Source organism: Actinomadura sp. NPDC000929 (genome assembly GCF_040492065.1).
GTDB classification, from domain to species: domain Bacteria; phylum Actinomycetota; class Actinomycetes; order Streptosporangiales; family Streptosporangiaceae; genus Spirillospora; species Spirillospora verrucosospora.
The window spans coordinates 1-25,279 of the sequence record NZ_JBEUPA010000031.1; the positions used below are offsets into that span (position 1 = coordinate 1).

Here is a 25,279-nt window from a genome sequence, read left to right on the forward strand (position 1 = left end):
CGGTCCCATCCCGAACCCGGAAGTTAAGCCCTTCAGCGCCGATGGTACTGCATGGGAGACCGTGTGGGAGAGTAGGACGCCGCCGGACACATATTGTAGAAAGGCCCCGCCGTTACCGGCGGGGCCTTTCTCATTTGTCGTGGTGGGCGGTCAGACGGGCCGGTGGGCGATCTGGATCAGGTTGCCGCAGGTGTCGTCCAGCACGGCCGTGACGACCGGGCCCATCTCGACGGGCTCCTGGGTGAAGCGGACTCCGAGACCGCGCAGCCGGTCGTACTCGGCCTTGACGTCGTCGACGTCGAACGAGGCGAACGGGATGCCGTCGGCGACGAGCGCTTCCTTGAACGGCTTCACCGCGGGGTGGCTGCTCGGTTCGAGAAGCAGATTGGTGCCGTCCGGGTCTTTCGGGGACACCACGGTCAGCCACCGGTCCTCGCCGAGGGGAACGTCGTGCTTCTTCTCGAACCCCAGTACGTCGGTGTAGAACCTGAGGGCCCTCTCCTGGTCGTCCACGAACACGCTCGTCAGTTTGATTCTCATCTCGGTTCCCTTTCGGCCTTCGTCGGTGCCGCCGTCACGGACGCTCAGGGCCCGTGGCCCTGCGGAGCCACCGCTCGACGATGTACTGGAGCGGGCCGGTGTTGATGTAGTGGAACTTGTACCGGCCCTCGCGTCTGGTCTCGACCAGGCCGGCGGCCTCGAGGACGTCGAGATGCTGCGAGATCGCCTGCCGCGACGAGCCGAGCCCGTGCGTGGTCGTCAGGCGGCCGCAGATCTCGAAGAGAGTCTGGCCGTTCTGGCGGGTCAGCTCGTCGAGGATGGTGCGCCGGGTGGGGTCGGCCAACGCCTTGAACATGTCTCCCACTCACCCAACGTTAGGCAAGTGTGCGCTTGCCTGTCAAGATCGACCGTGCGGGGCTCCGCTACGAGGAGGTGCGTTGCCTTCTGGAACGGCTCGTGCCGGCGGCCGGACGGAGGGGTGCCAACCGGAGGAGCAGCGGTAGGGCGCTGGCGGCAAGGCAGATGAGGCCGGCCGCCAGAGTGGCCGCATGCAGGCCGCCCAGGGTGGCGTTGACCTTGTCCGTCGTGGGCGAGAGCGCGCCCGTGCGGGCAGTGGCGATGGCCGCCAGGCCGGCGGTGCCGATGCCCCCGAGGAACTGCGGCAGTTGCGACAGGCCGCCTGCGGCGCCCTGTTCGTCGTCCCGCAGACCGGACGTCATGGCGGTGATGAAGGAGACGACCGTCAGGACATGACCGAAGCCCATGGCGCCGGACGTGGTGAGCAGGAGAGGGAGTCCGCCCTCCACCGGAAGAAGGATCATCGCGCCTGTGCCGAGGCCCTGCACGGCGAGGCCGAGGCTCATGGCGCGTGCCCTGCCCAGCGCTGTGATCAGGCGGACGGCCAGCAGGCCCGCGACGAGGGCCGCGATGCCTTCCGCGAGGAAACCGGCGCCCGTGGCGAGAGCCGGGTAGCCGAGGACGTCCTGCATGTAGAGGCTGAGAAGGACCGTCGTACCGCCGCACATGCCGAGGGTGACGAAACCGACGAGGCCGCCCCACTTCACCGTCGGCCTGTTCAGCAGGTCCAGCGGGATCAGTGGGACCGGGTGCCGCCGCTCCACCAGGAGGAACGCGCTCAGGCAGAGCACGGCCAGCGAGAGGGACCCCAGCGTTGGCGCGCTCGCCCACCCTGCGTCCGCGCCCGTCGAGATGGCGTAGACCAGAGCGAACAGGCCGACGCTCGCCAGTACGGCACCGGGAACGTCCAGCCGGGCCGTGGCGCGGGTGCCGATGTCTCGCGGCAGAGTGGTCGTGCCGAGCAGTACCAGGCCGCTGATGGCGGCCAGGAGCAGCATGGTCCAGCGCCAGTTCAGCCCGCTGGTGATGACGCCGCCGCCCAGGGTGCCGAGGACGAATCCCAGCGACAGCACCGCGCCGTTGACGCCCAGCGCCCGCGTCCGGCGAGGTCCTTCGGGGAAGGCCGCCGTCAGCAGCGCGACGGCCGTCGGAGTGATCATCGCGGCGGACGCGCCCTGGCCCGCGCGGGCGGCGATCAGCGGTGCGGGCGCGCTCGCCAGTGCCGCCGCCAGGGAGAAGCCGCCGAACAGGACGACTCCGAGGGCGAACAGCCGGCGGCGCCCGACGATGTCGGAGACGCGGCCGAACAGGGGGAGCAGGCTCGCGGTCGGCAGCAGGCTCGCCGTCGCGACCCACTGCAGCGAACCGGTGGTCGCGAAGCCCAGATCGCGTCCTATCTCCGGCAGGGCCACGGTGACGACGGAGTAGTCCAGTCCCGTCATGAACGTGGCGCCGCACAGGGTGACCAGGATCAGCCATTCGCGGCGGTCGAGTGCGCTGGAGCGCGCGAACCGGATCAAGTCGTTCGTCATGTTCGCCTTTCCTGATGTGTCGTGCCAGGGCGCACGGCGGCGTCCCGGCACGGCCCACCCTGCGGCGAATCGCGAGCGCTACCCAGCCCCTCGCTGAGAGCACGCTTGCGGTGCCTACACCTGGCAGGTGCAGGCGAAAAAGGACGGAAGCGAGCATGCTGGACGGCATGGAGCAGCGATCCGAGCTCGGCGAGTTCCTGCGCAGCCGTCGCGCACGGCTCCGTCCCGAGGACGTCGGTCTGCCCGACTACGGCGGGCGGCGGCGCGTGCCCGGCCTGCGCCGCGAGGAGTTGGCGCAGCTCGCCGGCGTCAGCGCCGGGTACTACACGCGCCTGGAGCAGGGCCAGAGCCCCAACGCCTCGGAGGCCGTCCTCGACGCGATCGCCCGAGTGCTGAAGCTGGACGAGACGGAGCACGCCTACCTGCGGAGCCTCGCCCGTCAGAAGTCCGCACCGCGCAGGCGCCCGCGGCCGGAGCGGCTGCGCCCGGCCGTCCGGCTCATGGTCGGCGCGTTCGGCGACACCCCAGCTCTGATCATGGGCCGCCGCTACGACGTGCTCGCCTGGAACCGCGCCGCGCACGCGCTGCTCGCCGGGCACCTCCCCTTCGAGGCGCCCGACCAGCCCCATGCACGCCCGAACATCGCCCGCCTCGTCTTCCTGGATCCGCACACGCGCGAGCTGTACGCCGACTGGCGGACCAAGGCCCGGGACACGGTCGCGGACGTCCGGATGACCTCTGTCCGCCACCCCCACGACGCGGAGCTGACCGGCCTCATCGGCGAGCTCGCCGTGCACAGCCCCGAGTTCGCGTCACTGTGGGCGGCGCATCCGGTCCAGGACTGCGCCGTCCGGTACGTCCGCGAGTTCAGGCATCCGCTGGTGGGGGCGATGACGCTGAACAACGAGATCATGGAGCTGTCCAACGACGAGGGCCAGCGCATGGCGGTGTTCACCGCCGACCCGGGCACCCCTTCGGCCGCGGCCCTGAGCCTGCTCACGGGCATCGCCGACGAGATCGCCGACCCTCACCCCGGCGCGCTCGACTTCACTTCGGAGCGGTCACGCCCCGCGTAGCGGCCCCGGCCGCGGGGGCGCCGCCGGGGTGGCGGCTCGGCCGCCCCGCGGGCCGGATGCTCGCACACGGGGAACGCCTGGGCGGAACGGTCGAAGAGCGAGCCGCGTCCCATAGTCGGCCAAGGACAGATGAGGAGATCGCACATGCAGCACGCGTGAGACCAGCCCCCCGCCATCGTCCGTGTGGCGGGGGACTTCGACGTCTACACGGCCCCTGGTGTGCGAGAGGAACTGCTCGCCGCGATGAGGTGGCAGGGCGAGCAGGGCCCCCGCCACGTGATCGTCGACCTTGACGATGCCGACCACGTCGACGCGCCGGGTCTGGGCGTGCTGATGGGGGCTCACTACCGCCTGCTCGAACGAGGCGGGGGCGTTCTGCTCGTCTCCACTCACGAACGGCACCGCAGGCTTCACCGGCTGACCGGCATCGCGGAGCCGGTGCCGCCGGTCACCAAGGGCATTCCGCTCTACGACTCGGTGGAGCAGGCGCTCACCGCAGCCCAGCAGGACCGGCCGACCTGAGGGGACCGGTTCAGGCCAGCGCGTTGAAGACCGCCTCGGCGCGGTCGCGCTTGGCGTAGAGGTCCCACGCGGTGTCGGCGATGGTGTCGGGATCGAGGGTGGGGATGCTGAGGCCGTCCAGACCGTCCAGGCCGTCCTGCTGGGACGTCACCATCCGGTGGATGTCGCCGCGTTCGATCAGGCCGCCGATCGTCAGCGTCCCGGCGTAGATCCCTTTCTCGGTCAGGGCCGCGTTGAGCGTCAGGGCGTAGTTCCGCAGGGCCGCCGAGGAGAGCGCGAGACCGCCGAGCATGGGCATCGGGACGACCGCGCTGAGGCCGCCCGCGAACAGCAGCCCGCCGCCGCCGCGCTCCAGCATGCCGGGCAGGACGGCGCCGACCACGTCGATCGCGGGATACACCGAGCGCATCGCCTCCTGGGCGGCCGGCACGTCCGCCGAAGTGATGGGAACGGGCCGGGCGTTCAGATCCGACGCGCCGGGGCCGTAGTAGACGACGTCGACGTGGCCGATCCCGCGGAGCGCGGCGAGCAGCGCGTCGCGGTCGCGGACGTCCGCCGCGATGGCCGTGGCCTCGACGCCCTCGGCCTCCAGCGCCGCGATGTAGCCGGGGTGGCGCGCCCCGTTCCTGGACATGAGCACGATCTTGTGGCCTTCGCGTCCGAAGCGGTGGGCGACGGACATGCCGAGACCCGGTCCGGCCCCGATGACGACGGTCGTGGAGGACATGCGCAACTCCTGTAAGTTGAGGTTGGCCTCAATTTAGCATGAAACTCGAGGCTTTCCTCAACTTCATAGGATGGAGGCATGGCCGGAAAGAGCAGGCCGCTTCGGGCGGACGCCGTGCGGAATCGGGACAAGCTGGTGGCCGCCGCCGCGGCCGTGTTCGGGGAACGCGGCCTGGACGCGCCGCTGGACGAGGTCGCGCGGAGGGCGGGCGTGAGCATCGGCACGCTCTACAACCACTTTCCCTCGCGTGAGAGCCTCTTCGACGCCATCTTCCCCGCCCGCCTGGCCGCGCTGGACGAGATCGTCGAGCGGTCCCTGGCCGATCCCGATCCCTGGAGCGGGTTCGTCGTCTACATCGAGGGGCTGTTCGCGCTGCAGGCCGAGGACCGGGGGCTCAACGACGCGCTCGCCCGGCGCTTCCCGCTCGCCCCCGAGTTGAACACCGCCTGCGACCGGGGATTCGGGCACCTGGTGACGATCATGGCCCGGGCCAAGGAGGCCGGCGCCCTGCGTCCCGACTTCGAGCCGCAGGACGTCGTGACGCTGATGTGGGCGATGTCGCAGGTGATCCGGGAGTCGGCGGACGTCGCGCCCGACGCCTGGCGGCGCTGCCTCGGGTTCTTCCTCGACGGGCTGCGCTCCGAGGCGGCGCGACCGCTCCCCGTCCCGGCACTGACCCCCGAGCAGATCACCCGTTTCATGGCTTGAGCCGGTGCGCTGGCGGCCGCCCAGTGCGCGCCGCGATGGGGATGCCGGGGCGCGGGCCCGTCCCGTCCTCGCTCACAGGCCCCTCGCGCCGTCGATGCGTTCGCGGAGCAGGTCGGCGTGACCGTTGTGCCGTGCGTACTCCTCGATCATGTGGATGAGCACCCAGCGCAGGGAGACCCGCCCGCGCCAGGCGTCGCGGCCCTCGACGTCGAGGTGCGGCGCCTCGGCGATGTAGGCGTCGGCGAAGGCCACCTCCTCCCGCCAGGCGCGCCAGGCGCCGGCGATGACCTCGGGGTCCGGGGCGGCGCCGTCGAAATCGCCGTCGGGGTCCTCGGCGGAGGAGAAGCGGGCGGGCGCGTCCCGGCCGGCCAGGACCGTCCCGAACCAGCGGCGCTCCATGTCGGCGAGATGCCGGACCAGGCCGAGCAGCGACAGCGTGGACGGCTCCGCCGACCGCCGGGCCAACTCGGCGTTCAGGCCGGCGCACTTCACTTCCAGGGTCGACCGCTGCGCGGCGAGGACGCCGGTGAGCAACGCCCGCTCGTCCCCGACGGCGGGGAAGGCGAATCGGCCGTCCTCCTCTTCACCGAAGATCTCGCTTCTCCTGCGGCGGGGCGTGTCGTCCATCTTCTGCCTTCCTGGGGGAGGGGAGCAGGGCAAGGCGCCGGGGAAGCCCTCGGTGGCGGGAACGAGGTGCCCGGCGTCGTCCAGACCATGTCATCGGTCGGCGCGGACGTGTGAGGCGGCGGAGGCGAGCCGGCGTTCGGCGATCTCCCGGGCGGCCCGCAGCGGGGTGATTCCGGTCGTGCGGGCCAGGCCGAGAACATGGCTGACGGTGTCGCCGATACCCTCCACCCTCTTCTGGGCGGCCTCGTGGCTGCAATTCTCCGATTCCCGGCTGAGAGCGTAGACGATGCCCCCGGCACTGGCGACGTAGTCCGGGACCCAGACGATGCCGTGCTCCGAGAGGGTGTCGGCGACGGACTCTCCGGTGAGCTGGTTGTTCGCCGGGCCGACGACCAGGGGCGCGGTGAGACGGGGGACGGTCGCCTCGTCGAGGACGCCGCCGACGGCCGCCGGGACGAGGATGTCGGCCGGCGCGTACAGGGCCTGATCGGGTTCGACCCATCCGTAGCCGCACGCCAGGGCGGCGTTCTTGCGGGACTGCTCCACGTCCGACACCACGATGTGCGCGCCTTCGGCGGCCAGGCCGGCGGCGATGCCGCTGCCGACCGACCCGAATCCGCTGATCACCACGGTGCGGCCCGCGCAGGAGACGTCGCCGAACACGTGACGGGCGCCGGCGTGCAGGGCGGCCAGGACGCCCACGGCGGTGGGGCCGCCGGAATCGCCCGTCCCGCCGTCCTTCTCGGGCGCGCAGTAAGCGTACGGCGAGAAGCGCCGCAGGATCGTCATGTCCTCTGGGCCGGTGCCGACGTCGGGGCCGGTCCGGTAGGAGCCCTGGAAGGAGCCGACCAGCTCGCCCAGGTCCTGGAGCACGGCTTCGCGCAGGTCCCCGGTGAGTTCGGTCTCCCGGTCGAGGACGATCACGCTCTTGCCGCCCCCGAAGTCCAGACCGGCCACCGCGGCCTTGTAGGTCATGGCCTCCGACAGGCGCAGGGCGTCGGTCAGTCCGTCCTGCCAGGTGTCGTAGCGGCGCAACCGGCAGCCGCCCACCGCCGGGCCCAGAAGACGGGAGTGGACGGCGACGATCAGCGGCAGCCGTGAGCGGCGTCCGCACCGGATGACGACCTCTTCGTGGGTGAATGCTCGGCTCATGGCCCGAAGCTAGAGTGTTGTGCGGCTCAATCGGCTGTGCGCCGAACTAAATTCGGAACGGCGTCGGGGAGGCAATCGTGGACGAACTTGATACGGCGATCGTGCATCATCTGCAGGCCGATGGTCGGCAGTCGAACCGCGCCCTCGCCGAGAAACTCGGCATCGCGCCGTCCACCTGCCTCGAACGCACCAGGCTTCTGCACAAGCGCGGCATCATCCGGGGATACCGGGCCCAGGTGTCGCTGCCCGCGCTCAACCGCTCGGTCCAGGCGATGGTGTTCACCCAGGTCCGGCCGCTGCGCCGAGACGTCGTCGGCGCCTTCGAACGGTCGGTGACCCGGCTGCCGGAGGTCGTCTCCGTCTACACGATGGCCGGCAGCGACGACTTCCTCGTCCACGTCACGGCCCAGGACATCGACCATCTGCACGCGTTCCTCCTGGACCAGTTCACCAACCGTCGGGAAATCGTCAGCTTCCGCACCTCGATCATCTACCAGCACCTCACCAACCCGGTGCTCGACCCTCTGCCGCCACGGCAGAGCAGCAGGCGGGAGACCCTGCCGCCCCTCGAACCGCCGGTCTCCCGGCCGTGAGCCGCAAGGACAGGACGCCGTCTGCGGGCGTCAGTTCTCCAGGTCGTTCAGGAGGGCTTGCAGTGCGTCCAGCTCGTCCTCGGTGAAGACGTGGATGCCGGAGCGGCGCAGGAGTGCGGTCGTCACGCCGGATCCGGGGACGGACGCGCCGGTGAAGGTGCCGTCGTAGACGCGGTGGCCGCCGCAGGACGGGCTGCCCTCCTTGAGCAGGGCGAGACGGGCGCCGGACCGCTGCGCGGCCTCCAGAGCGAGGCGGGCGCCGCGGAGGAACTCGCCGGTGACGTCGGCGCCGCCGCCGGTGACGACGCGGGCCGTGCCGTCGAGGACGTCGCCGCCGTCCCCGCCGACGATCTCGGCGGCGGGGCGGGGGACGGGCAGGCCGCCCGACACCTCGGGGCAGAACGGGACGAGGCGGCCCTCGGCGCGCCAGCGTTCGAAGGGGCCGCCGGACACCGGCTTGGCCGCGCCGTCGTAGCGGACGGGCCGCCCGGCAAGGCACGAGCTGACCAGGATGCGTTCCACGTCGCCCAGCCTATGCGGGGACCGCCCCACGGCCCTCGCGGAAGTCGGAGCGGTGCGAGCGCCACGCCTTCGACCCGCGACACCCGAAGACGTCGCAGGTCGAAGGGGAAGCGGGTGGCGGTCCTACTGGCCGGCGCGGATGCGGTTGACGGCGATCTGGGCGACGCGGACGGCCGCGCCCGGGTTGAGGCGGACGCCGCGCCAGGCGAGGCGGCCGTGGGCGGGCGCGACGATGAGGGCCTGGTTCTTGGCGACGCCGCGCATGATGTCGCGGGCGAGCTTCTCGGCCGTGTAGAGGCGCGGGGCCGCCTTGGCGATGTCGCCGGTGGCGTCGCCGCTCAGCGGGGTCTCGGGCAGGTCGGGGTTGACGTTGTGCAGCAGCGGGGTGTCCACGAAGCTCGGGCACACCACGCTGACCTTGACGCCGCGTCCGGCGGCCTCGGCGCGCAGGCCGAGGGAGAGGCCGACGACGGCGTGCTTGGTGGCGGTGTAGGGGATGCCGATCGGCATCGGGACGAGCCCGGCGAGCGAGGCGGTGTTGACGATGTGGCCGCGGCCCTGCTCCAGCATGATCGGGTAGGCGGCGTGGACGCCGTGCACGACGCCCTTCAGGTTGATGTCGATGGCGCGGTTCCAGTGGTCGAGGGTGAGCTCCTCGGCCAGCCCGCCGACCGCGATGCCCGCGTTGTTGAATACCAGGTCGAGGCGCCCGTGGTCGGCCTTGACGCCCTTGTAGAGGTCGGTGACGGCGTCGGCGTCGGTGACGTCGAGCGCCGCGGAGGCGGCCTTGCCCCTGCCGAGGGTGTTCAGCTTGTCGGCGACCCGCGCGGCGCCCTCGGCGTTGATGTCGGTGACCACGACGGTGTCGCCGCGCGCCACCAGGGACGTGGCGATCGCACGGCCGATGCCGGACGCTCCTCCGGTCACGATCGCGATGCTCATTGCGCGCTCCGCTCGGTCGACAGCGGGTCCGGGCTCGGGGGTGGGGCGAGCCCGGACCGCACTGGCTAATTGGATTTTCTGTTCAATTGCGTGGATTGTAGGCGGCGGTGCGGGCCGCCGGTACTCACCGCGGCGACAAACTCGCCGCCGCCGACTCGTCCTCGCGCTCGCTCTGGAGGTGGCCGGGGCCGGGAGGCGGGTCAGGCGGCCCTGGCGGGCTCGACGGCGCGGCGCTGCTTGGGCTCGTCCCAGATGCCGAAGGCCTTCCAGACCTGCTTGTTCACCGGCGTGACGACGCCGAGCTCGGCCATCAGGTCGCGGATCTTGCCGACCGAGTTGGCGATCTCCGCCTGTGCCGCGTCGTTCTTGTAGGCGGCGCGGACGACGTCCTTCGGGATGCCGAAGTGCCGCACCATCGGCCCGGGCGGGGACAGCATGATCCGCGCCATCACGCCGAGGACGACGGGCGTCGCGATGCCGAGGATCCGGCGGCGGAACGGGTGCATGTTCGGGACCCGGTGCTTGAGGTAGTGCCGGGCGAACGAGATGTGCCGGGCCTCCTCCGCGATGTGGATCTTCATGATGGTCTCCTCCAGGGGGTGCTTGATGTGCCCGCCCTTGAGGGACTTGCGCTGGACGTAGTCGATGGGGTCCTCGCCGCCGAGCACGAAGACGAAGAACATCTCGGTGCTGACCAGCGGGATCCACGGGGCCGCCTGCGCGATGAGGTTGAGCGCGCGCGGCATGCCGCGGATCGGCATCTTCGTCCGGTTCACGAACTCCTGGAACATCATGCCGTGGTGACATTCCTCGGTCGTCTCGTGGTAGACGTACCGGAACTCGGGGCGGCCGTTCGGCAGCCGGTAGGCGTAGTTGAGCAGCCCGCGCTTCAGCAGGTTCTCGAACTGCAGCCCGATCTTCATCGCGGTGGCGACGCGCCAGAGGCCGATCTGCGACCGGACCTCCTGCGGCTGCGACTGGTACCACTCCGTCTCCCCGAGCCGATCGAACGGGGGCAGCACCCAGCGCGGGTCGTTCTTGTCGACGAGGAACTCGGGGTCGTCCCAGGGGATGTCGGCGTAGGCCTCCCAGTGCTTCTCGACCGAGGCCTTGTTCAGCCGGTCGATGACGCCGAGGTACGACTTCTTGTCCTTGACCTGCTCGCGGACCTCGTCGGCGAGTTCGGTGGGGGCTTTCGGCATGGGGGACGCTCCCTCGGGGTGGTGCGGTCGGCCGGGGCCGATGTGTGACGGGTCGTGGCTAGGGGCCGGTGCGGGGCGGGGCCTCCGCCTGGCCCCGCTCGGGGACGATCAACTGCGCGACGTCCTTGACCTGGCGCAGCACCGCGGCCTGGTGGCCGTCGGCGTCGTCGTCCAGCGCGTTCTGGATGGACAGCCCGACGAACATGGCGAACAGGGTGCGCAGCGTCGTCGAGACGAAGTCGGGGGCAAGGGTGTTGTCGGGGAACAGCCGCTCGAAGGTCTCCGTGATGACCTGGAGGATCCGCTCGTTCAGGTCGCGGCACAGCGGCCGCAGCTCGTCGTCGGTGCGGGCCGCCACCGCCAGCTCCATGAGGGCCTTGGCCGGGCGGCCGCGGAACACCTCCCAGAGCAGGTCGAGCGCCCCCGACACGTTGCGGCGCTCCGCCGGCAGCACCGCGAAGGCCGTCTCGTAGGCCAGGCGCTGCGCCTCCAGCAGGTGCTCCAGCGCGGCCGCGACGAGGACCATCTTCGTCGGGTAGTGGTGCTGCTGCGCGCCGCGCGAGACGCCGGCGCGGCGCGCCACCTCCGTGGTGGACGTCCCGGCCCAGCCGAGGTCCACCAGGCACTCCGTGGTGGCCTCCAGGAGCCTGGCCTGCGTGCGCGACCGGCGCTCCTCCTGGGTGCGGCGCCCGGGGGAGGCGAGCCGGTGACGTCTGCGGCTGCTTACTGACACGCTCCGAAGGTACGAGCGCGACATACATGCAATCAAGCCTGCATGTATGTTGCCCGCATCACAATTGGACGCCGGGTCTTATTGATCTTCGCCGGCCGGCCGTACCGCGCCGGACGTACCCGCGGCGGGCGCGGGCCTCCCCGGGGAGCAGGCGCAGTGCATCTCCTGGCCCGACGACGGGCCCCGTGGCGTGAGGCCACGATCCCGGTCATGGGAAACGCAGCGGAAGCAAGGCGATCGATCGCCGAGGACGCCGGCGCGGGCGGCGCCCGCACGGTGGGCCTCGGCAAGGTCTACGGGTCCGGCGCCATGGCGGTGCGGGCGCTCGACGACGTCAGCGTGGAGTTCCCGGCCGGGCGGTTCACCGCGATCATGGGTCCGTCCGGGGCCGGGAAGTCCACGCTCATGCACTGCGTCGCGGGCCTGGAGGACGCGACGTCCGGCAGGGTCTACGTCGGGGGCCAGGAGCTCGGGGCACTGTCGGACCGCCGCCTGACCCGGCTCAGGCGCGAGCGGATCGGGTTCGTGTTCCAGGCGTTCAACCTGCTCCCCACGCTGACGGCGCGCGACAACATCCTCCTGCCCCTGACCCTCGCGGGGGCGGGTCCGGAGCGGGAATGGCTGGACACGGTCGTCCGCGTCCTGAAGCTGGGGGACCGGCTGTCGCACCGCCCGGCGGAGATGTCGGGCGGGCAGCAGCAGCGGGTGGCGCTCGCGCGCGCCCTGGTCACGCGCCCGCAGATCGTGTTCGCGGACGAGCCGACCGGCAACCTCGACTCCCGCACCGGCGCCGAGGTGCTGGCGCTGCTGCGCGACGCCGTGGACCACCTGGGCCAGACCGTGGCGATGGTGACCCACGACCCGGTCGCCGCCGGGCACGCCGACGCGGTGGTGTTCCTCGCCGACGGCCGGGTCGTGGACGTCATGGACGCCCCCACGGCCGACCGCGTACTCGACCGCATGCGAGGGCTGGGGGACCACCGATGACCGGGCTCGTCTTCAAGGAGCTGTGGGGACGCAAGCGCCGCCTGGCCGGCTCCCTGCTGGCGGTCTTCCTCGGCGTGACGTTCCTGACCGGGACGCTCGTCCTGGGCGACACCCTCGCGGCGAGCATCGACGGGTACGTCTCCAGCGCGTACGGCGACACGGACGTGGTCGTCAGGAACGCGACCAGGGTGAGCGACGCGCCGTGGGGCGCGCGGGGGCAGATCGACGCGTCCGTCCTGGACCGGGTGCGCAGGGTGCAGGGCGTCGCCAACGCCGAGCCGACCATCGAGGGGTCGGGGCAGCTCCTCGCCAAGGACGGCACGGTGATCCAGTCGCGGGGCCCCCGGACTGCGGGCAACTGGAAGACCGACCCGAAGCTCAACCCCTACCGGCTCGCCGAAGGGCGGGCGCCTCGCGCGCCGGACGAGGTCGTCATCGACAGGATGTTCGCCGACGAGGGCCGCCTGAAGGTGGGGGACCGGACGGCGGTCCTCACGCCGGAGAAGGTTCCGGTGACCGTCGTCGGCATCAGCATGTTCGGCGACGAGGAGGCCTTCGGCGAGACGTCGTTCACGGCCTTCTCCCTCGAAGGCGCCCGGGCCCACGTCGCGAAGGGCGCCGACCGCATCAGCGGCGTCTCCGTCCGCGCGCAGGACGGCGTCGACCAGGCGGAACTGGCGTCCCGCGTGCGGGCGGCGCTGCCCGCCGGAGTCCAGGCGCTCACGAAGGAGGCGCAGGTCGAGGAGGGCATGAGCCTCGTCCAGAACGGCTTCCTGCGCGTGTTCCGGACGGTCCTGGCCGCCTTCGGCGGGGTGGCCCTGCTGGTCGCGGCGTTCAGCATCCACAACACGTTCGCGATCACGATGGCGCAGCGGACCCGCGAGTCGGCCCTGCTGCGCGCGCTCGGCGCCGGGCGCCGCCAGGTCGTCACCATCGTCGGCTTCGAGGCGCTGGTGATCGGCGCCGCCGCGACCCTCGCCGGGCTCGCCGGCGGGCTCGGGTTCGCCGCCCTGCTGCGGGAGCTGTTCGTCCGCTTCCGCATCGGGATCGCGCTGGAGGGCCTCACCGTCGCCGCCACCACGGTCATGATCGCGGTCCCGGTCGGCCTGCTGGTCGCGCTGGCCGCCGCGCTCGGCCCGGCGCTGAAGGCGTCGCGGGTGCCGCCGCTGGCCGCGCTGCGCGAGGTCTCGGCCGAGGCGTCCCGGCCGTCGGAGACCCGCGTCATCGTCGGCGGCGTCTTCGCGGCGGTGGCCGTCGGGACCGTCGCGTTCGGCGCGGCCACCGGGCAGATGGCGATGGCGGCCGCGGGCGCGGTCGTGACCGTCGTGTCGATGGTCGTGCTCGGCCCCGTCGCCGCCGGCCCCGTCGCGGCGCTGCTCGGCGGGCCCGCGGCGCGGCTGCGCGGCGTGTCCGGCAAGCTCGCGCGCGACAACGCCACGCGCAGCCCGGCGCGCACGGCCGGCGCGGCGACCGCGCTGATGATCGGCGTCGGGGTCGTCACGCTGATGACGGTGCTCCTCGGATCGCTGCGCGCCTCCCTGGAGGACGGCGTGGCCGGGTCGTTCGACGGCCCGATCGTCGTGGACGCGGGCACCAACGAGACCGGCGGGTTCGCCACCTCGCTCGTGCGGGAGGCGGCGAAACTGCCCCAGGTGGGCGAGGTCGCCGGGATGGGGACGGGCAGCATGCGGGTGAACGGCGCGCCGTCCACCGTCAGTGTCGCCGACCCGTCCAGCCTGCGCCGCGTCCTCGACTTGGACGTCACCCAAGGCGGCCTCGACGACGCCGGTACGTTCGCCGTCTCGAAGAAGGCCGCAGACGACAACGGCTGGCGCGTGGGTACCGCGGTCGGCGTGACGTTCGCGGACGGCGCCTCGCAGAAGCTCACCGTGGGCGCCGTCTACGGCAACACCGATCTGACCGGCGACTACCTCGTCCCGCGGACCGTATGGGACGCGCACACCAGGCAGCCGCTGGACACCAGGGCGTTCGTCGAGCTGAAGCCCGGCGCGTCGGTCGCGTCCGCCCGGCAGGCCCTCACCGCGCTGGCCAAGCCGTACGGGGCGCCCGAGGTGGAGTCGCGGGACGAGTTCGTGGCGGCGCAGACCGAGGAGATGGCCGGCTTCGTCAGCGTCGTCTACGGGATGCTGATCCTGGCCATCGTCGTCGCGCTGCTCGGCATCGCCAACACGCTGTCGCTGGCCGTCCACGAGCGGACCCGCGAACTCGGCCTGCTCCGTGCGGTCGGCGCGACGCGCCCGCAGATCCGGTCGATGGTGCGCTGGGAATCGGTCATCGTGGCGCTGTTCGGCACCGGCGGCGGGCTCGTCCTTGGCGTGTTCCTGGGCTGGGGCCTCGGCACCGCCCTCGGCAACCCGTTCGCGCCACCCCTCGCGCAGGTCGCGGTCATCGCCGTGGTCGGCGCGGTCGCCGGGGCGCTCGCCGCGATCCGTCCCGCGCGGCGCGCGGCGCGGCTGGCGATCCTGTCCGCCATCGCCGCCCCGTGACGTCGCCGCACCGTGACATCGCCGTACCGTGACGCACCCGTCCCCGTTCCCCCGGCGCCACGCCGGGGGAACGGGGCGTCCTCCCAGGTCGCGAGGCCGTCGCGGGGCGGGCCGCGTGTCGCGGGCGCGCCGTGGCTAAGGTAAGTCCATGCAGGTCAACCAGTCGGGCAAGCTGACCAATGTCTGTTACGACATCCGCGGGCCGGTCCTCAAGCGCGCCAAGCAGCTGGAGAACGAGGGAAGCAAGATCCTCAAGCTGCACATCGGCAACCCGGCCCCCTTCGGGTTCGAGGCCCCGCCCGAGCTCCTCCAGGACATGATCCGCAACCTGCCGGAGGCGCACGGCTACAGCGACTCCAAGGGCATCCTCCCCGCCCGCCGCGCCATCGTGCAGCGCTTCGAGGACAGCGGCGTCACCGGCGTCGACGTCGAGGACGTCTACCTCGGCAACGGCGTCTCCGAGCTCATCGTCATGACGCTGCAGGCGCTGCTCAACGACGGCGACGAGGTGCTCATCCCGACGCCCGACTACCCGCTGTGGACGGCGTCGGTGTCGCTGTGCGGGGGCACCCCCGTCCACTACCTGTGCGACGAGGACGACGGGTGGCAGCCGAGCCTGGACGACATCGAGTCCAAGATCGGCGACCGCACCCGCGCGCTGGTGATCATCAACCCGAACAACCCGACCGGCGCCGTCTACTCGCGCGAGGTGCTCGCGCGCATCGTCGAGGTCGCCCGCCGCCGCAACCTGATCATCTTCGCGGACGAGATCTACGACCGGATCCTCTACGACGACGCCGAGCACGTCCCGATCGCGTCCCTGGCCCCCGACCTGCTGTGCCTCACCTTCGGCGGCCTGTCGAAGAACTACCGCGTCGCCGGGTTCCGCTCGGGATGGGTGGTGCTGTCCGGGCCGAAGGAGCACGCCGAGTCCTACATCGAGGGCCTCGACATCCTCGCCAACATGCGGTTGTGCCCGAACGTCCCGGGGCAGCACGCCATCCAGGCCGCGCTCGGCGGCTACCAGAGCATCGACGACCTCGTCCTGCCGACCGGACGCCTCGGCGAGCAGCGCGACCGCGCCTGGAAACTCCTGAACGACCTGCCGGGCGTCAGCTGCGTCAAGCCCACGGGCGCCCTCTACGTCTTCCCGCGCCTGGACCCGGAGATGTACCCGATCGAGGACGACATGCGCTTCGCCCTCGACCTGCTGGAGCAGCAGAAGCTGCTCATCGTCCAGGGGACGGGCTTCAACTGGCCGTCCACCGACCACTTCCGCATCGTCACCCTCCAGTACGCCGACGACCTGGAGGACGCCGTCGGGCGCATCGGTGAGTTCCTCTCCGCCTACCGCGGCTAGGACGGCGTCGCGGCGGCGTCCAGCCGGCGGAGGGCGCCGCGGACGACGGCGGGATCCGTGGTCGCCCAGAACGGCGGCAGCGAGTTCTTGAGGAAGCCGCCGTAGCGGGCCGTGGCGAGCCGCGGGTCGAGGACGGCGACCACGCCGCGGTCGTCCATCGACCGCAGCAGCCGGCCCGCGCCCTGCGCGAGCAGCAGCGCCGCGTGCGTCGCCGCGACCGCCATGAACCCGTTGCCGCCGCGCGCCGCGACGGCCCGGGACCGCGCCGACGACACCGGGTCGTCCGGGCGCGGGAACGGGATGCGGTCCATGATGACGAGCTGCAGCGAGGGGCCGGGGACGTCCACGCCCTGCCAGAGCGACAGGGTGCCGAACAGGCAGGTGCGCTCGTCCTCGGCGAACTGCTTCACCAGCAGGGACGTGGAGTCGTCGCCCTGGCACAGCAGCGGGTGGGACAGGTGGTCCTTCAGCTCGTCGGCGGCCTGGCGCGCGGCGCGCATCGAGGAGAACAGGCCGAGCGTCCGCCCGCCCGCCGCCTCGATCAGCTCGGTGATCTCGGTCAGATAGGCGTCGGCGAGGCCGTCCCGCCCCGGCTGCGGCAGATGCCGCGCGACGTAGAGGATGCCCGCCTTCGGATGGTCGAACGGCGAACCGACGTCGAGCCCCGACCAGACGACCTCGGTCTCCTCGCCCTTCTCCGTCGCGGTCCGCGCGAGGCCCTCGGCGGCGGTCTTGGCGTCCTTCGGGCCGCCCTCGTCCAGCGGCGGCAGCCCCCACTGGCGGGCGAGCGGCTCGAACGACCCGCCCAGCGTGAGCGTCGCCGACGTGAGGACCGCGGTGCGCTGCTCGAACAGCGTCGCGCGCAGCAGCCCGCCGACACCGATCGGCGCCACGTGCAGCGCCGGCGGCCGCTTCGGGCGCCCCTCCGGGACGAACGGCTTCTCCAGCCACACCACGTCGAAGCGCTGCGCCATCTCGGGCTGGAACGCCTCCAGGATCCGCACGGCCGTGTCGTGCAGCTCCTCGAGCGAGGACCGCGCCGCCTTCCGCGCGGCCATGTCGCCGGGGTCGGCGTCCTTCTTCTCCGGCCCGAGCGCCGTGACGCAGGCGTGCGCGGCGTCCCGGACGGACGCCAGCGTGTTGCCCAGGCCGCCGGGCAGGACGTCCATCCGGCCCGCGGGCATCTCCTCCAGCAGGAGGCCGAGCCCTTCGGCGGCCTCCTTGAGCCGGTCGGCGAGGTGCTCCTCGGTCAGCCGCCCGCACCGCCGCGCGGCCGTCTCCACACCGGCCGCGCTCAGATCCCCGGTCGCGACCGAGGTGACCCGGTCGACCAGCTCGTGGGCCTCGTCGACGATCACAACGTCGTGCTCGGGCAGGACCTGGAACTCCTCCAGGGCGTCGATGGCCAGCAGCGCGTGGTTGGTGACGACGATGTGCGCCTCGCCGGCCTCCGCCCGCGCCAGCTCGGCGAAGCACTCGCTGCCCTGCGGGCACCGCTGCGCGCCCAGGCACTCCTTCGCCGTCACGGCGACCTGCCGCCACGCCTGCTCGCCCACCCCCGGCACCAGCTCGTCGCGGTCGCCGGTCTTGGTCTCCTCGGCCCACTCGTTCAGCCGCTTGACCTGCCGTCCGAGCGTGGACAGCTGCTGCGGGTCGAACAGGCTCGGCCCGCCGTCCTCCTCCTCCGGCACGCCCGTCTGCACCCGGTGCAGGCACAGGTAGTTGCGGCGCCCCTTGAGGATCGCGAACTTCAGCTCGGTGCCGAGCAGCGGGCCGAGGGCCTCCGCGAGCCGCGGCAGGTCGCGGTCGACGAGCTGGCGCTGCAACGCGATCGTCGCCGTGGACACCACCACGGTCGTCTTCTCCTTGACAGCGTGGCGGATCGCGGGGACCAGGTAGGCGAGCGACTTGCCCGTCCCCGTACCGGCCTGCGCGGCGACGTGCTCCCCGGAGTCGATGGCCTTCTCGACCGCCCGCGCCATCGCCACCTGCCCGGGGCGCTCGGCGCCCCCGACGGACGCGACGGCCGCGGCGAGCAGGGTCGCCATGTCGGGAATCTGGGTCTCGCTGCCGGTCAGCAGATCAGGGGCGGGCACGTCGCCCAACGCTACCGCCCGCGGCCGACACCCGCGTCCCGTCCCGCACGACCGCGCCCCGAATCACCCGGGAGTTATCCACAGTTCCGAGAGCCGCGGCGGCGCCTCCGCCGCCCCTGGCAACCTCGACCCATGACATCACTGGTGATCCGCTCCGCCCAGGACGCCATCGCGGCCGTCCCCTACCTGCTCGGCTTCCACCCCTCGCGCAGCCTCGTCGTCATCGGCTTCGAGGGACGATCCGGCGGCACATGCGCGATCCGGCTCGACTTACCGGCGCCGGGCGCCGCCGAACGCGTCGCCGCCGTCCTGGCCGGCAACGGCTTCGCCCGCTCGCTCCTGCTCGGGTACGGCCCGCCGGGCGAGGTGGCGGAGGCCGCCCGGCCCATGCGCGCGGCCCTGGCCGCCGCCGGCGTCCCCGTCGCCGAGGCCATCCGCGTCGCCGACGGCCGCTGGTGGTCGCTCACCTGCGACGACGTCTGCTGCCCACCCGAAGGCACCCCGTACGACATCTCCGCCAGCGCCGTCGCCGCCGAGGCGACCTTCGGAGGCCACGTGGCCCTGGCCGACCGCGCCGAGCTGATCGCCTCCGTCCGGCCGCCCGAGGGCCCTGCCCGCACCGCTATGCGCCGCGCCGCCGAGCGCGCCGAGCGGCGCTACCTGGCCCGGCCGATCTCGTCCGCCGAAGACGACCTCGCCTTCGTCCTCGCGCTGACGGCCCGCGCCCGCACCGGCTCCCGCCCGACCGACGACGAGGTCGCCTGGCTCGGCCTCGTCCTCACCGACCCGCGCGTCCGCGACGAGACCTGGATCCGCCTCGAAGAGGACGCATCGGCCGCCGACATCGCGTTCTGGCGCGACATCGTCCGCCGCGTCGACCCCGCCCGCGTCCCGGCGCCCGCGTCCCTGCTGGCTTTCGCCGCCTACTCCGTCGGCGACGGCGGCCTGGCCAACGTCGCCCTGCAGCGCGCCCTGGACGCCGACCCCGCCTACTCCATGGCCGTCATCCTCCGCGAAGTGGTCAACGCAGGCATCGCACCCGCCAAACTGCGGACGGGCATGGCCCGTCCGCAGAACCTGGACCGTTCGGCGAACGGCGGAGCGCGAGCGGCCTGGTGACCGGACTACCGGGAGGAAAGCCATGGTGCAGACGGAGGTCGGTGGCGCGTGCGGCGTCGTGGGTGACCGCAGCCGCGAGGGCGGCGGGCAGCGTGAGCATGCCGAGCACCTGGGCGCCGGGTTCTGAAGGACCACTGTCAGCCGGCGTCGTCGAGCACCTCGCGGAGCCTGCGCGCGAAGGCCTCGGGCTGCCCGGCGTAGCCGGACTCGCCGCCGACGAAGCCACCATGGTGACTCGGGAAGACGGCCGGTCGCTGACCGAGCAGCTCGGCCATCGCCACCGAGGTGCGTGCGGTGAAGGTATCCCCGGACTCCTCGCCCACCGCGATCACGATCCTTGCCGGTGCCGCGGTCAGCGCGTCGACGTCGGGCCGGTAGTCGCTGATCGCCCACGACCGGTCGGACAGCAGCGGATCGTCACGGGACCGGTCGTCCTCGGTCGGCAGCCCGAACGCGGCGGGGGCCGGCGCGGGCTGGGCGAAGTAGGCGTCGGTGAACTCGCCCTGCCACGACGTCATCACGATGAAGGCCGCCATGCCGGCGCCCGAGCCCGCGTCCTCGTAGGCGTCGCGGACGCCGGCCCGGGCGCGCTCGGCGGCCCGGGCGTCGGGAAGCACCGCGATGAGCGGCGGCTCGTGCGCCACGAGGGTGGTCACGCACTCGGGGTGGGCGGTCACGAGCGCGAGCGCGGTCACCGCCCCGCCGCTGCTCGCGAACATCTCGACCGGGCCCGCGCCGAGCGCCTCGATGAGGGCGTGCAGGTCGCCGGCCTGGGTCTCGGGCACCTGGTCGACGCGGCCGTCCTTGCGGATGCTGCGGCCGAGACCGCGCGGATCGTAGGTGACCACGGTGCGGTCAGGGAAGTGCGACGCCAGCGCACCGAAGCCGCCGGCGTCCATGGGCTGGCCGACCATGAACAGCGGCGGGCGCCCGCCGGCGGCCGGCGGCGGCCCGTGGACGTCGTAGACGAGGTCGACCTCGGGAGTCTCGAGTACCTGCGTAGTCATGACCAAACTGACTCCGGCCGCTACCAAGACTCATCGGCCCCGGATCGACCAGGACGCCGAGCACGGGGACGAGCCCGCGACCCGCGCCACCCGAGGGCCCCCGGCCTCCGGCCTCCGGGACTCCGCGGGCGGGTCAGGAGGAGACGGCCTGGCCCGGGGTGCCGGGGTCGATGCGCCGGTCGCGGTTGCGGTCGTTCCAGGCGCGCATGCGGGGCGGGTAGCCGACGATCTGGACGTCGTAGACGGGCAGGCCGAGGTCGCGGGCCACCTTGCCGATGACCTTGGGGGAGCCGACGCGGCGGCGGGTCCACTCGCCGTCGTGGGCGACGGCGACGGCCGTGGTGTCGGTGGCGTACGTCTCGGGCTCGACGAAGAACTCGACGCCGCGGCGGGCGCGGGCGAAGGCGATCAGCGCCTCGATGTCGGAGTCCGTCGCCTCCCTGTCGAGCCTGGTCACCGTGGACCCGCGGTGCCTGCGGATCCCGAACCGGTCCCGGAACCTCATCCCTCACCCCGTCGTCGGGTCCCGCCCGGAGGAGCTCCGGAGCGGGCTTGCGGTGTACGACGATAACGAGACCGGCGGCGCCCTGGTTCCCGACACAGCGGCGACGACCCCGGCGGGCCGGGGGGCCGCGCCCTAGACTGGCGCCTTCGGGGGATCATCACGCGGGGGTGTCGATGAACGGGCCGAACCTTGTTCGGCGGGTGGCCGGAGCCGTGCTCGCGGTCGCGGTGTTCGGGCTCCTGAGCACCCTCACCCCGGCCCAGGGCCAGGTGGGACCCATCGCGCGCGCCGAGCCCGCGAAGGCGAAGACCCCGCCGCGACCGGCCGCGCCTCCGAAGCCGCCGCCGCCCGACTGCGCGCGGGCCAAGTGCCTGGCGCTGACGTTCGACGACGGGCCCGCGGAGAGCACCGCGGAGCTGCTCGACATCCTCGCCGCCCGCAAGGTCCGGGCGACGTTCTTCATCGTGGGGGAGAACGCGGCGAAGCATCCGGAGCTCGTGCGGCGCGAGCTGGAGGCCGGGCACGAGATCGCCGACCACAGCTACACCCATGCCGACCTCGGGCGGGCGTCCCACAAGAAGATCATGGACGAGCTGACCCGGACGCAGGACGCGATCCGGCGGGCGTCCGGGGTCACGCCCACCCTGCTCAGGCCGCCCTACGGGTCGACCTCCGAGCGGCTGACGAAGATCACGCGGGAGCTGGGGATGGCCCAGGTGCTGTGGTCGGTCGACCCCCTCGACTGGGAGCACCGCGACACCGCCTACGTCGAGAAGCGGGTGCTGAAGGCGGCGCGGCCGGGTTACATCGTGCTGATGCACGACATCCATCCGACGAGCGTGAAGGCCGTCCCGAAGATCATCGACCGGCTGGCCGCCGAGGGGTACGTGTTCGTCACGGTGCCCGAGCTGTTCGGCGGGCGCCTGACCCCCGGGAAGGAGTACGTCCAGCGGAATTCAGGGGATCCTCAGGGTCTTCCCTGATGGCCCCGCGGCGGTGCCGCGCGGAGCATGGGCGTATGAACAGCAGCTACGCGGTGGGGGATCTGCGGGTCTCGGACGCCGAGCGGGAACCGGTCATCCAGCGGCTTCAGGACGCCTACGCCGAGGGGCGGCTCGACGAGGACGAGTTCGACATGCGCGTGCAACTGGCGATGACGGCCAAGACGCGCAACGACCTCGGCGCCGTCCTCCTCGATCTGGTGCCCGTCCCGGCGGCGCCCGTGCCGGCCGGGGGCGAGGCCGCCACGGGCGAGGACCGGATGCTGGCCGCCGCCGCGCACGCGGTCGCCGTCCCCACGCTGTTCGTCGGCCCGCTGGTGCTGATGCTGCTGAGCGGCAAGCGGTCGCCCTACGTCCGGCGGCAGGCGGCGGAGGCCGTGAACTTCCAGGTGACGCTGCTGCTGCTCACGATCGTCACCTTCGGCGTCGGCGGGGTCGTGTACGCGGTGGCGTGGGTGCTGTCGGCGATCGCGGCCGTCTTCGCGCTGACCGGCCAGACGTTCCGCTATCCGTGGATCCTGCGCCTGGTGAAGTGACGCGGGGCGCGCGGGCCTGGCGTTGAACGCGGCTCGGGTTTGTCGGAGGACCCCTCCGGGGAGGGTTGACGTGGTCGCGTCGAGCGCGACCGGCCGCCTCCAGGAGATGGAACGACGCCTATGCGCACGCCCGTGGGTTTATTCCCCTCTCTACCTGTGACTCCTTTAACGTCCGAGTTATGTGGACCATGCATGGGATGATCGATTAACTATGCGAGGGAGGGGTAGATGACGGAGCTTGCGATCAAGGGCGATCACCAGCGGGCGGTGGAGGCGCTCAGGAGGTCCTACCAGGCCATTCCGGAGGGCACGCCGGTGCGGCTGGCCAAGCGGACCTCGAACCTGTTCCGGTGGCGCGACCCCTCGGCGGCGCCCGGCCTGGACGTCTCCGGCTTCGACAAGGTGCTGAGCGTCGACCCGGACGAGCGGACCGCGCAGGTCCAGGGCATGACCACCTACGAGGACCTGGTCGACGCGACGCTGCCGCACGGGCTGATGCCGACGGTCGTCCCCCAGCTGAAGACGATCACGCTGGGCGGGGCGGTGACCGGGCTCGGCATCGAGTCGACGTCGTTCCGCGACGGGCTGCCGCACGAGGGCGTCCTGGAGCTGGAGGTCCTCACCGGCGACGGGCAGGTCGTCACGGCGACGCGCGACAACGAGCACAAGGACCTGTTCTACGGCTTCCCGAACTCCTACGGGACGCTCGGCTACAGCCTCCGGTTGAAGATCGAGCTGCGCCCCGTCCGGCCCTACGTCCGGCTGCGGCACCTGCGGTTCACCGACGCGGCGGAGCTCGCCCGCGTCCTGGGGGAGATCACCGAGTCCGGGACGTTCGAGGACGAGACCGTCGACTTCATGGACGGGACGGTCTTCGGCGCGGACGAGCAGTACATCACGCTCGGCTTCTTCGCCGACTCCGCGCCCTACACCTCCGACTACACCGGCCAGAAGATCTACTACAGGTCGATCCAGCAGCGGTCGGTCGACTTCCTCACGATCCGCGACTACATCTGGCGCTGGGACACCGACTGGTTCTGGTGCTCGGGCGCGTTCGGCGTGCAGAACCCGACGGTCCGGCGGCTGTGGCCCGACAAGTTCAAGCGCTCCGACGTGTACCGCAAGCTGGTCGCCTACGACCGCCGGTACCAGCTCGTCGCGCGCGCGGAGCGGTGGCGGGGGCTGCGGCCCCGCGAGGACGTCATCCAGGACATCGAGGTGCCGGTCGAGCGGCTTCCGGAGTTCCTGGAGTTCTTCCACGACAAGGTGGGCATGAGCCCGATCTGGCTGTGCCCGCTGCGCGCGAAGGAGCGGTGGCCGCTGTACCCGCTCGACGTGGGCCGCCCCTACGTGAACGCCGGTTTCTGGGGGACGGTGCGGATCCCGCCGGGGCAGATCCCCGAGTACCACAACCGGCTCATCGAGCGTAAGGTCGCCGCCCTCGACGGCCACAAGTCCCTGTACTCGACGGCCTTCTACGGCCGGGACGAGTTCTGGCGGTACTACGACGGGGAGACCTACCGGCGGCTCAAGGGGGTCTACGATCCGCGCGGGCGGCTGCTGGACCTCTACGACAAGTGCGTGCGCGGACGCTGACCAGGCGCCCGCAGTTCGGGGGAGCCCCGCGCGGGAGGCGGCCCGACCGCCGCCGCCCGGGCCGGGGCGGAGAGACAGGAGGAACCACAATGACGCTGGCCAGGGTCTTCGAGCAGCTCGCCGGGGCTGAGGCGCCAGTGGAGTTCACGGCCTACGACGGATCTCGGGCGGGGGTGCCCGGCGCCGACATCCGTTTCGACGTGCGCTCACCGTACGCGGTCTCGTACCTGCTGCACTCGCCGGGCGCGCTGGGGCTCGCCCGCGCCTACGTCACCGGCATGATCGACGTCGACGGCGACATGATCACGGCGCTGACCACGATGCAGCAGGTGCTCAGCGACGTGACGCCGCGCGACAAGGCGAGGATCGCCGGCCGGGTGCTGCGCGATCCGCTGCTGCGCGCGGCGGCGTCGCGCCGGCTGGACCCGCCCCCGCAGGAGGCGCCGTTCAGCCGCATCCCGTCGTGGCTCCGGCACTCCAAGAAGCGGGACGCGCGGGCCATCTCCCACCACTACGACGTGTCCAACACCTTCTACGAGTGGGTGCTCGGCCCCTCGATGGCCTACACCTGCGCGTGCTACCCGCATGAGGGCGCCACTCTGGAAGAGGCGCAGTTCAACAAGCACGACCTGGTGGCCAAGAAGCTCGGGCTGAAGCCGGGGATGCGGCTGCTGGACGTCGGCTGCGGCTGGGGCGGCATGGTGATGCACGCCGCGAAGGAGTACGGGGTCAAGGCGCTCGGCGTCACGCTGTCCAAGCAGCAGGCCGAGTGGGCGCAGAAGGCGATCGCCGACCGGGGCCTGTCCGACCTCGCGGAGGTCCGGCACATGGACTACCGCGACGTGGCCGAGACCGGCTTCGACGCGGTGAGCTCCATCGGCCTGACCGAGCACATCGGGAAGAAGAACCTCCCGGCCTACTTCTCCTTCCTCCACGGGAAGCTGAAGAAGGGCGGTCGGATGCTGAACCACACCATCACGCGTCCGGACAACACGTCTCCTTCCCGCAAGGAGAACGGGTTCATCAACCGGTACGTGTTCCCGGACGGCGAGCTGGAGGGCCCGGGCTACGTCCAGAGCCAGATGAACGACGCGGGGTTCGAGATCCGGCACCAGGAGAACCTGCGCGAGCACTACGCGCGCACGCTCACCGGCTGGTGCGAGAACCTCGACGCGCACTGGGACGAGGCAGTCGCCGAGGTCGGCGAGGGAACCGCCCGCGTGTGGCGCGTCTACATGGCGGGCTGCGTGCTCGGCTTCAACCAGAACTGGATCCAGCTGCACCAGACGCTCGGCGTGAAGCTGGAGGACGACGGCACGAGCCGCATGCCGCTGCGCCCCGACTGGGGATCGTGACGACGGCCGCTTCGAA

At 72.0% G+C, this 25,279-nt stretch carries 25 protein-coding genes and 1 rRNA gene; 13 read left to right on the forward strand and 13 right to left on the reverse strand.

Translation table 11 applies throughout. From position 1 onward, the window contains the following. Window positions 1-88: ribosomal RNA gene (gene rrf, locus ABWI04_RS14250) — 5S ribosomal RNA — on the forward strand; the annotation flags it as partial. A gap of 62 nt (window positions 89-150) precedes the next feature. Here the strand turns inward: rrf and ABWI04_RS14255 are convergent. The 3 genes from ABWI04_RS14255 to ABWI04_RS14265 form a co-directional block, all read right to left on the reverse strand. Continuing rightward, window positions 151-540: a VOC family protein gene (locus tag ABWI04_RS14255; RefSeq protein WP_345183211.1), complete on the reverse strand. Its 390-nt coding sequence runs from the start codon at window positions 538-540 to the stop codon at window positions 151-153. A 34-nt stretch (window positions 541-574) separates the two neighbouring features. Next, window positions 575-856 carry an ArsR/SmtB family transcription factor gene (locus ABWI04_RS14260; protein ID WP_378188805.1) on the reverse strand — a complete coding sequence of 94 codons (282 nt, stop codon included), beginning with the start codon at window positions 854-856 and terminating at the stop codon, window positions 575-577. A 67-nt stretch (window positions 857-923) separates the two neighbouring features. Beyond that, complete coding sequence (locus ABWI04_RS14265; protein ID WP_353832680.1) at window positions 924-2,390, reverse strand: MFS transporter; 1,467 nt, start codon at window positions 2,388-2,390, stop codon at window positions 924-926. A gap of 167 nt (window positions 2,391-2,557) precedes the next feature. On the opposite strand from ABWI04_RS14265, the gene ABWI04_RS14270 reads away from it, so the two are divergent. Then, window positions 2,558-3,466, forward strand: coding sequence for a helix-turn-helix transcriptional regulator (locus ABWI04_RS14270; RefSeq protein ID WP_353832681.1), 909 nt, complete (start codon window positions 2,558-2,560; stop codon window positions 3,464-3,466). A 183-nt stretch (window positions 3,467-3,649) separates the two neighbouring features. Then, complete coding sequence (locus ABWI04_RS14275) at window positions 3,650-3,988, forward strand: STAS domain-containing protein (protein ID WP_345183203.1); 339 nt, start codon at window positions 3,650-3,652, stop codon at window positions 3,986-3,988. A 10-nt stretch (window positions 3,989-3,998) separates the two neighbouring features. Here the strand turns inward: ABWI04_RS14275 and ABWI04_RS14280 are convergent, their stop codons facing one another. Beyond that, window positions 3,999-4,715, reverse strand: coding sequence for an SDR family NAD(P)-dependent oxidoreductase (locus tag ABWI04_RS14280; protein ID WP_345183201.1), 717 nt, complete (start codon window positions 4,713-4,715; stop codon window positions 3,999-4,001). A 78-nt stretch (window positions 4,716-4,793) separates the two neighbouring features. Between ABWI04_RS14280 and ABWI04_RS14285 the strand changes: the two genes are divergently transcribed. Further along, window positions 4,794-5,423 (forward strand): TetR/AcrR family transcriptional regulator, encoded by a 630-nt coding sequence (locus tag ABWI04_RS14285; RefSeq protein WP_345183199.1) that lies wholly within the window; start codon window positions 4,794-4,796, stop codon window positions 5,421-5,423. Window positions 5,424-5,495: 72 nt separating this feature from the next. On the opposite strand, the gene ABWI04_RS14290 is transcribed toward ABWI04_RS14285, so the two are convergent. Both ABWI04_RS14290 and ABWI04_RS14295 read right to left on the reverse strand, forming a co-directional pair. Continuing rightward, window positions 5,496-6,050, reverse strand: a complete 555-nt coding sequence (locus ABWI04_RS14290; protein WP_345183197.1) for a DinB family protein — start codon at window positions 6,048-6,050, stop codon at window positions 5,496-5,498. 90 nt (window positions 6,051-6,140) lie between these two features. Further along, complete coding sequence (locus ABWI04_RS14295; protein WP_345183195.1) at window positions 6,141-7,202, reverse strand: Glu/Leu/Phe/Val dehydrogenase dimerization domain-containing protein; 1,062 nt, start codon at window positions 7,200-7,202, stop codon at window positions 6,141-6,143. A gap of 77 nt (window positions 7,203-7,279) precedes the next feature. Between ABWI04_RS14295 and ABWI04_RS14300 the strand changes: the two genes are divergently transcribed. After that, window positions 7,280-7,795, forward strand: coding sequence for an Lrp/AsnC family transcriptional regulator (locus ABWI04_RS14300; protein ID WP_345183193.1), 516 nt, complete (start codon window positions 7,280-7,282; stop codon window positions 7,793-7,795). Between the two features lie 30 nt (window positions 7,796-7,825). Here ABWI04_RS14300 and ABWI04_RS14305 read toward each other — a convergent pair whose 3' ends face one another. The 4 genes from ABWI04_RS14305 to ABWI04_RS14320 all read right to left on the reverse strand — a co-directional run bounded on the left by ABWI04_RS14305 (window position 7,826) and on the right by ABWI04_RS14320 (window position 11,194). Continuing rightward, complete coding sequence (locus ABWI04_RS14305) at window positions 7,826-8,317, reverse strand: 2-thiouracil desulfurase family protein (protein WP_345183191.1); 492 nt, start codon at window positions 8,315-8,317, stop codon at window positions 7,826-7,828. A gap of 123 nt (window positions 8,318-8,440) precedes the next feature. Continuing rightward, window positions 8,441-9,259, reverse strand: a complete 819-nt coding sequence (locus ABWI04_RS14310; protein ID WP_345183189.1) for an SDR family NAD(P)-dependent oxidoreductase — start codon at window positions 9,257-9,259, stop codon at window positions 8,441-8,443. Window positions 9,260-9,459: 200 nt separating this feature from the next. Then, window positions 9,460-10,461, reverse strand: a complete 1,002-nt coding sequence (locus ABWI04_RS14315) for an AurF N-oxygenase family protein (RefSeq protein WP_353832682.1) — start codon at window positions 10,459-10,461, stop codon at window positions 9,460-9,462. Window positions 10,462-10,519: 58 nt separating this feature from the next. Then, window positions 10,520-11,194, reverse strand: coding sequence for a TetR/AcrR family transcriptional regulator (locus ABWI04_RS14320; RefSeq protein WP_345183185.1), 675 nt, complete (start codon window positions 11,192-11,194; stop codon window positions 10,520-10,522). Window positions 11,195-11,404: 210 nt separating this feature from the next. Between ABWI04_RS14320 and ABWI04_RS14325 the strand changes: the two genes are divergently transcribed. From ABWI04_RS14325 to ABWI04_RS14335, 3 genes are all read left to right on the forward strand, one after another. Beyond that, a complete protein-coding gene (locus tag ABWI04_RS14325; RefSeq protein ID WP_345183183.1) occupies window positions 11,405-12,181 on the forward strand; it encodes an ABC transporter ATP-binding protein in 777 nt (258 codons plus the stop codon). Then, window positions 12,178-14,688 (forward strand): FtsX-like permease family protein, encoded by a 2,511-nt coding sequence (locus ABWI04_RS14330; protein ID WP_353832683.1) that lies wholly within the window; start codon window positions 12,178-12,180, stop codon window positions 14,686-14,688. Before ABWI04_RS14325 ends, ABWI04_RS14330 begins: the two co-directional genes overlap by 4 nt. Before the next feature lie 148 nt (window positions 14,689-14,836). Continuing rightward, complete coding sequence (locus ABWI04_RS14335; RefSeq protein WP_345183179.1) at window positions 14,837-16,048, forward strand: pyridoxal phosphate-dependent aminotransferase; 1,212 nt, start codon at window positions 14,837-14,839, stop codon at window positions 16,046-16,048. On the opposite strand, the gene ABWI04_RS14340 is transcribed toward ABWI04_RS14335, so the two are convergent. Further along, window positions 16,045-18,096, reverse strand: a complete 2,052-nt coding sequence (locus ABWI04_RS14340; RefSeq protein ID WP_353832703.1) for an ATP-dependent DNA helicase — start codon at window positions 18,094-18,096, stop codon at window positions 16,045-16,047. The two genes, ABWI04_RS14335 and ABWI04_RS14340, sit on opposite strands and share 4 nt — an antisense overlap. 180 nt (window positions 18,097-18,276) lie before the next feature. Here ABWI04_RS14340 and ABWI04_RS14345 point away from each other — a divergent pair, with 180 nt between their 5' ends. Continuing rightward, window positions 18,277-19,263: a DUF4192 domain-containing protein gene (locus ABWI04_RS14345; RefSeq protein WP_353832684.1), complete on the forward strand. Its 987-nt coding sequence runs from the start codon at window positions 18,277-18,279 to the stop codon at window positions 19,261-19,263. A gap of 137 nt (window positions 19,264-19,400) precedes the next feature. On the opposite strand, the gene ABWI04_RS14350 is transcribed toward ABWI04_RS14345, so the two are convergent. Both ABWI04_RS14350 and ABWI04_RS14355 read right to left on the reverse strand, forming a co-directional pair. Beyond that, window positions 19,401-20,270 (reverse strand): alpha/beta fold hydrolase, encoded by an 870-nt coding sequence (locus ABWI04_RS14350; RefSeq protein ID WP_353832685.1) that lies wholly within the window; start codon window positions 20,268-20,270, stop codon window positions 19,401-19,403. A 133-nt stretch (window positions 20,271-20,403) separates the two neighbouring features. Further along, the gene (locus ABWI04_RS14355; RefSeq protein ID WP_345183172.1) at window positions 20,404-20,775 is read right to left on the reverse strand and encodes a hypothetical protein; all 372 of its coding nucleotides are present in this window, start codon (window positions 20,773-20,775) and stop codon (window positions 20,404-20,406) included. A gap of 200 nt (window positions 20,776-20,975) precedes the next feature. Between ABWI04_RS14355 and ABWI04_RS14360 the strand changes: the two genes are divergently transcribed. From ABWI04_RS14360 to ABWI04_RS14375, 4 genes are all read left to right on the forward strand, one after another. Continuing rightward, window positions 20,976-21,758, forward strand: a complete 783-nt coding sequence (locus tag ABWI04_RS14360; RefSeq protein ID WP_345183170.1) for a polysaccharide deacetylase family protein — start codon at window positions 20,976-20,978, stop codon at window positions 21,756-21,758. Window positions 21,759-21,793: 35 nt separating this feature from the next. Next, complete coding sequence (locus ABWI04_RS14365) at window positions 21,794-22,312, forward strand: DUF1707 and DUF4870 domain-containing protein (protein WP_353832686.1); 519 nt, start codon at window positions 21,794-21,796, stop codon at window positions 22,310-22,312. Between the two features lie 228 nt (window positions 22,313-22,540). Next, a complete protein-coding gene (locus ABWI04_RS14370; protein ID WP_353832687.1) occupies window positions 22,541-23,908 on the forward strand; it encodes an FAD-binding oxidoreductase in 1,368 nt (455 codons plus the stop codon). Window positions 23,909-23,997: 89 nt separating this feature from the next. Beyond that, entirely contained in the window at window positions 23,998-25,263 is a 1,266-nt protein-coding gene (locus ABWI04_RS14375) for a class I SAM-dependent methyltransferase (protein WP_353832688.1), read from the forward strand. Window positions 25,264-25,279 lie beyond the last annotated feature (16 nt).

Coding starts and splice junctions, on each gene's coding strand:
- ABWI04_RS14335 (WP_345183179.1), top strand. CDS start 14,837: ATGCAGGTCAACCAGTCGGGCAAGCTGACCAATGTCTGTTACGACATC.
- ABWI04_RS14255 (WP_345183211.1), bottom strand. CDS start 540: ATGAGAATCAAACTGACGAGCGTGTTCGTGGACGACCAGGAGAGGGCC.
- ABWI04_RS14365 (WP_353832686.1), top strand. CDS start 21,794: ATGAACAGCAGCTACGCGGTGGGGGATCTGCGGGTCTCGGACGCCGAG.
- ABWI04_RS14340 (WP_353832703.1), bottom strand. CDS start 18,096: ATGGCGACCCTGCTCGCCGCGGCCGTCGCGTCCGTCGGGGGCGCCGAG.
- ABWI04_RS14315 (WP_353832682.1), bottom strand. CDS start 10,461: ATGCCGAAAGCCCCCACCGAACTCGCCGACGAGGTCCGCGAGCAGGTC.
- ABWI04_RS14310 (WP_345183189.1), bottom strand. CDS start 9,259: ATGAGCATCGCGATCGTGACCGGAGGAGCGTCCGGCATCGGCCGTGCG.
- ABWI04_RS14265 (WP_353832680.1), bottom strand. CDS start 2,390: ATGACGAACGACTTGATCCGGTTCGCGCGCTCCAGCGCACTCGACCGC.
- ABWI04_RS14290 (WP_345183197.1), bottom strand. CDS start 6,050: ATGGACGACACGCCCCGCCGCAGGAGAAGCGAGATCTTCGGTGAAGAG.
- ABWI04_RS14285 (WP_345183199.1), top strand. CDS start 4,794: ATGGCCGGAAAGAGCAGGCCGCTTCGGGCGGACGCCGTGCGGAATCGG.
- ABWI04_RS14370 (WP_353832687.1), top strand. CDS start 22,541: ATGACGGAGCTTGCGATCAAGGGCGATCACCAGCGGGCGGTGGAGGCG.
- ABWI04_RS14330 (WP_353832683.1), top strand. CDS start 12,178: ATGACCGGGCTCGTCTTCAAGGAGCTGTGGGGACGCAAGCGCCGCCTG.
- ABWI04_RS14350 (WP_353832685.1), bottom strand. CDS start 20,270: ATGACTACGCAGGTACTCGAGACTCCCGAGGTCGACCTCGTCTACGAC.
- ABWI04_RS14325 (WP_345183183.1), top strand. CDS start 11,405: ATGGGAAACGCAGCGGAAGCAAGGCGATCGATCGCCGAGGACGCCGGC.
- ABWI04_RS14270 (WP_353832681.1), top strand. CDS start 2,558: ATGGAGCAGCGATCCGAGCTCGGCGAGTTCCTGCGCAGCCGTCGCGCA.
- ABWI04_RS14375 (WP_353832688.1), top strand. CDS start 23,998: ATGACGCTGGCCAGGGTCTTCGAGCAGCTCGCCGGGGCTGAGGCGCCA.
- ABWI04_RS14280 (WP_345183201.1), bottom strand. CDS start 4,715: ATGTCCTCCACGACCGTCGTCATCGGGGCCGGACCGGGTCTCGGCATG.
- ABWI04_RS14295 (WP_345183195.1), bottom strand. CDS start 7,202: ATGAGCCGAGCATTCACCCACGAAGAGGTCGTCATCCGGTGCGGACGC.
- ABWI04_RS14260 (WP_378188805.1), bottom strand. CDS start 856: ATGTTCAAGGCGTTGGCCGACCCCACCCGGCGCACCATCCTCGACGAG.
- ABWI04_RS14355 (WP_345183172.1), bottom strand. CDS start 20,775: ATGAGGTTCCGGGACCGGTTCGGGATCCGCAGGCACCGCGGGTCCACG.
- ABWI04_RS14345 (WP_353832684.1), top strand. CDS start 18,277: ATGACATCACTGGTGATCCGCTCCGCCCAGGACGCCATCGCGGCCGTC.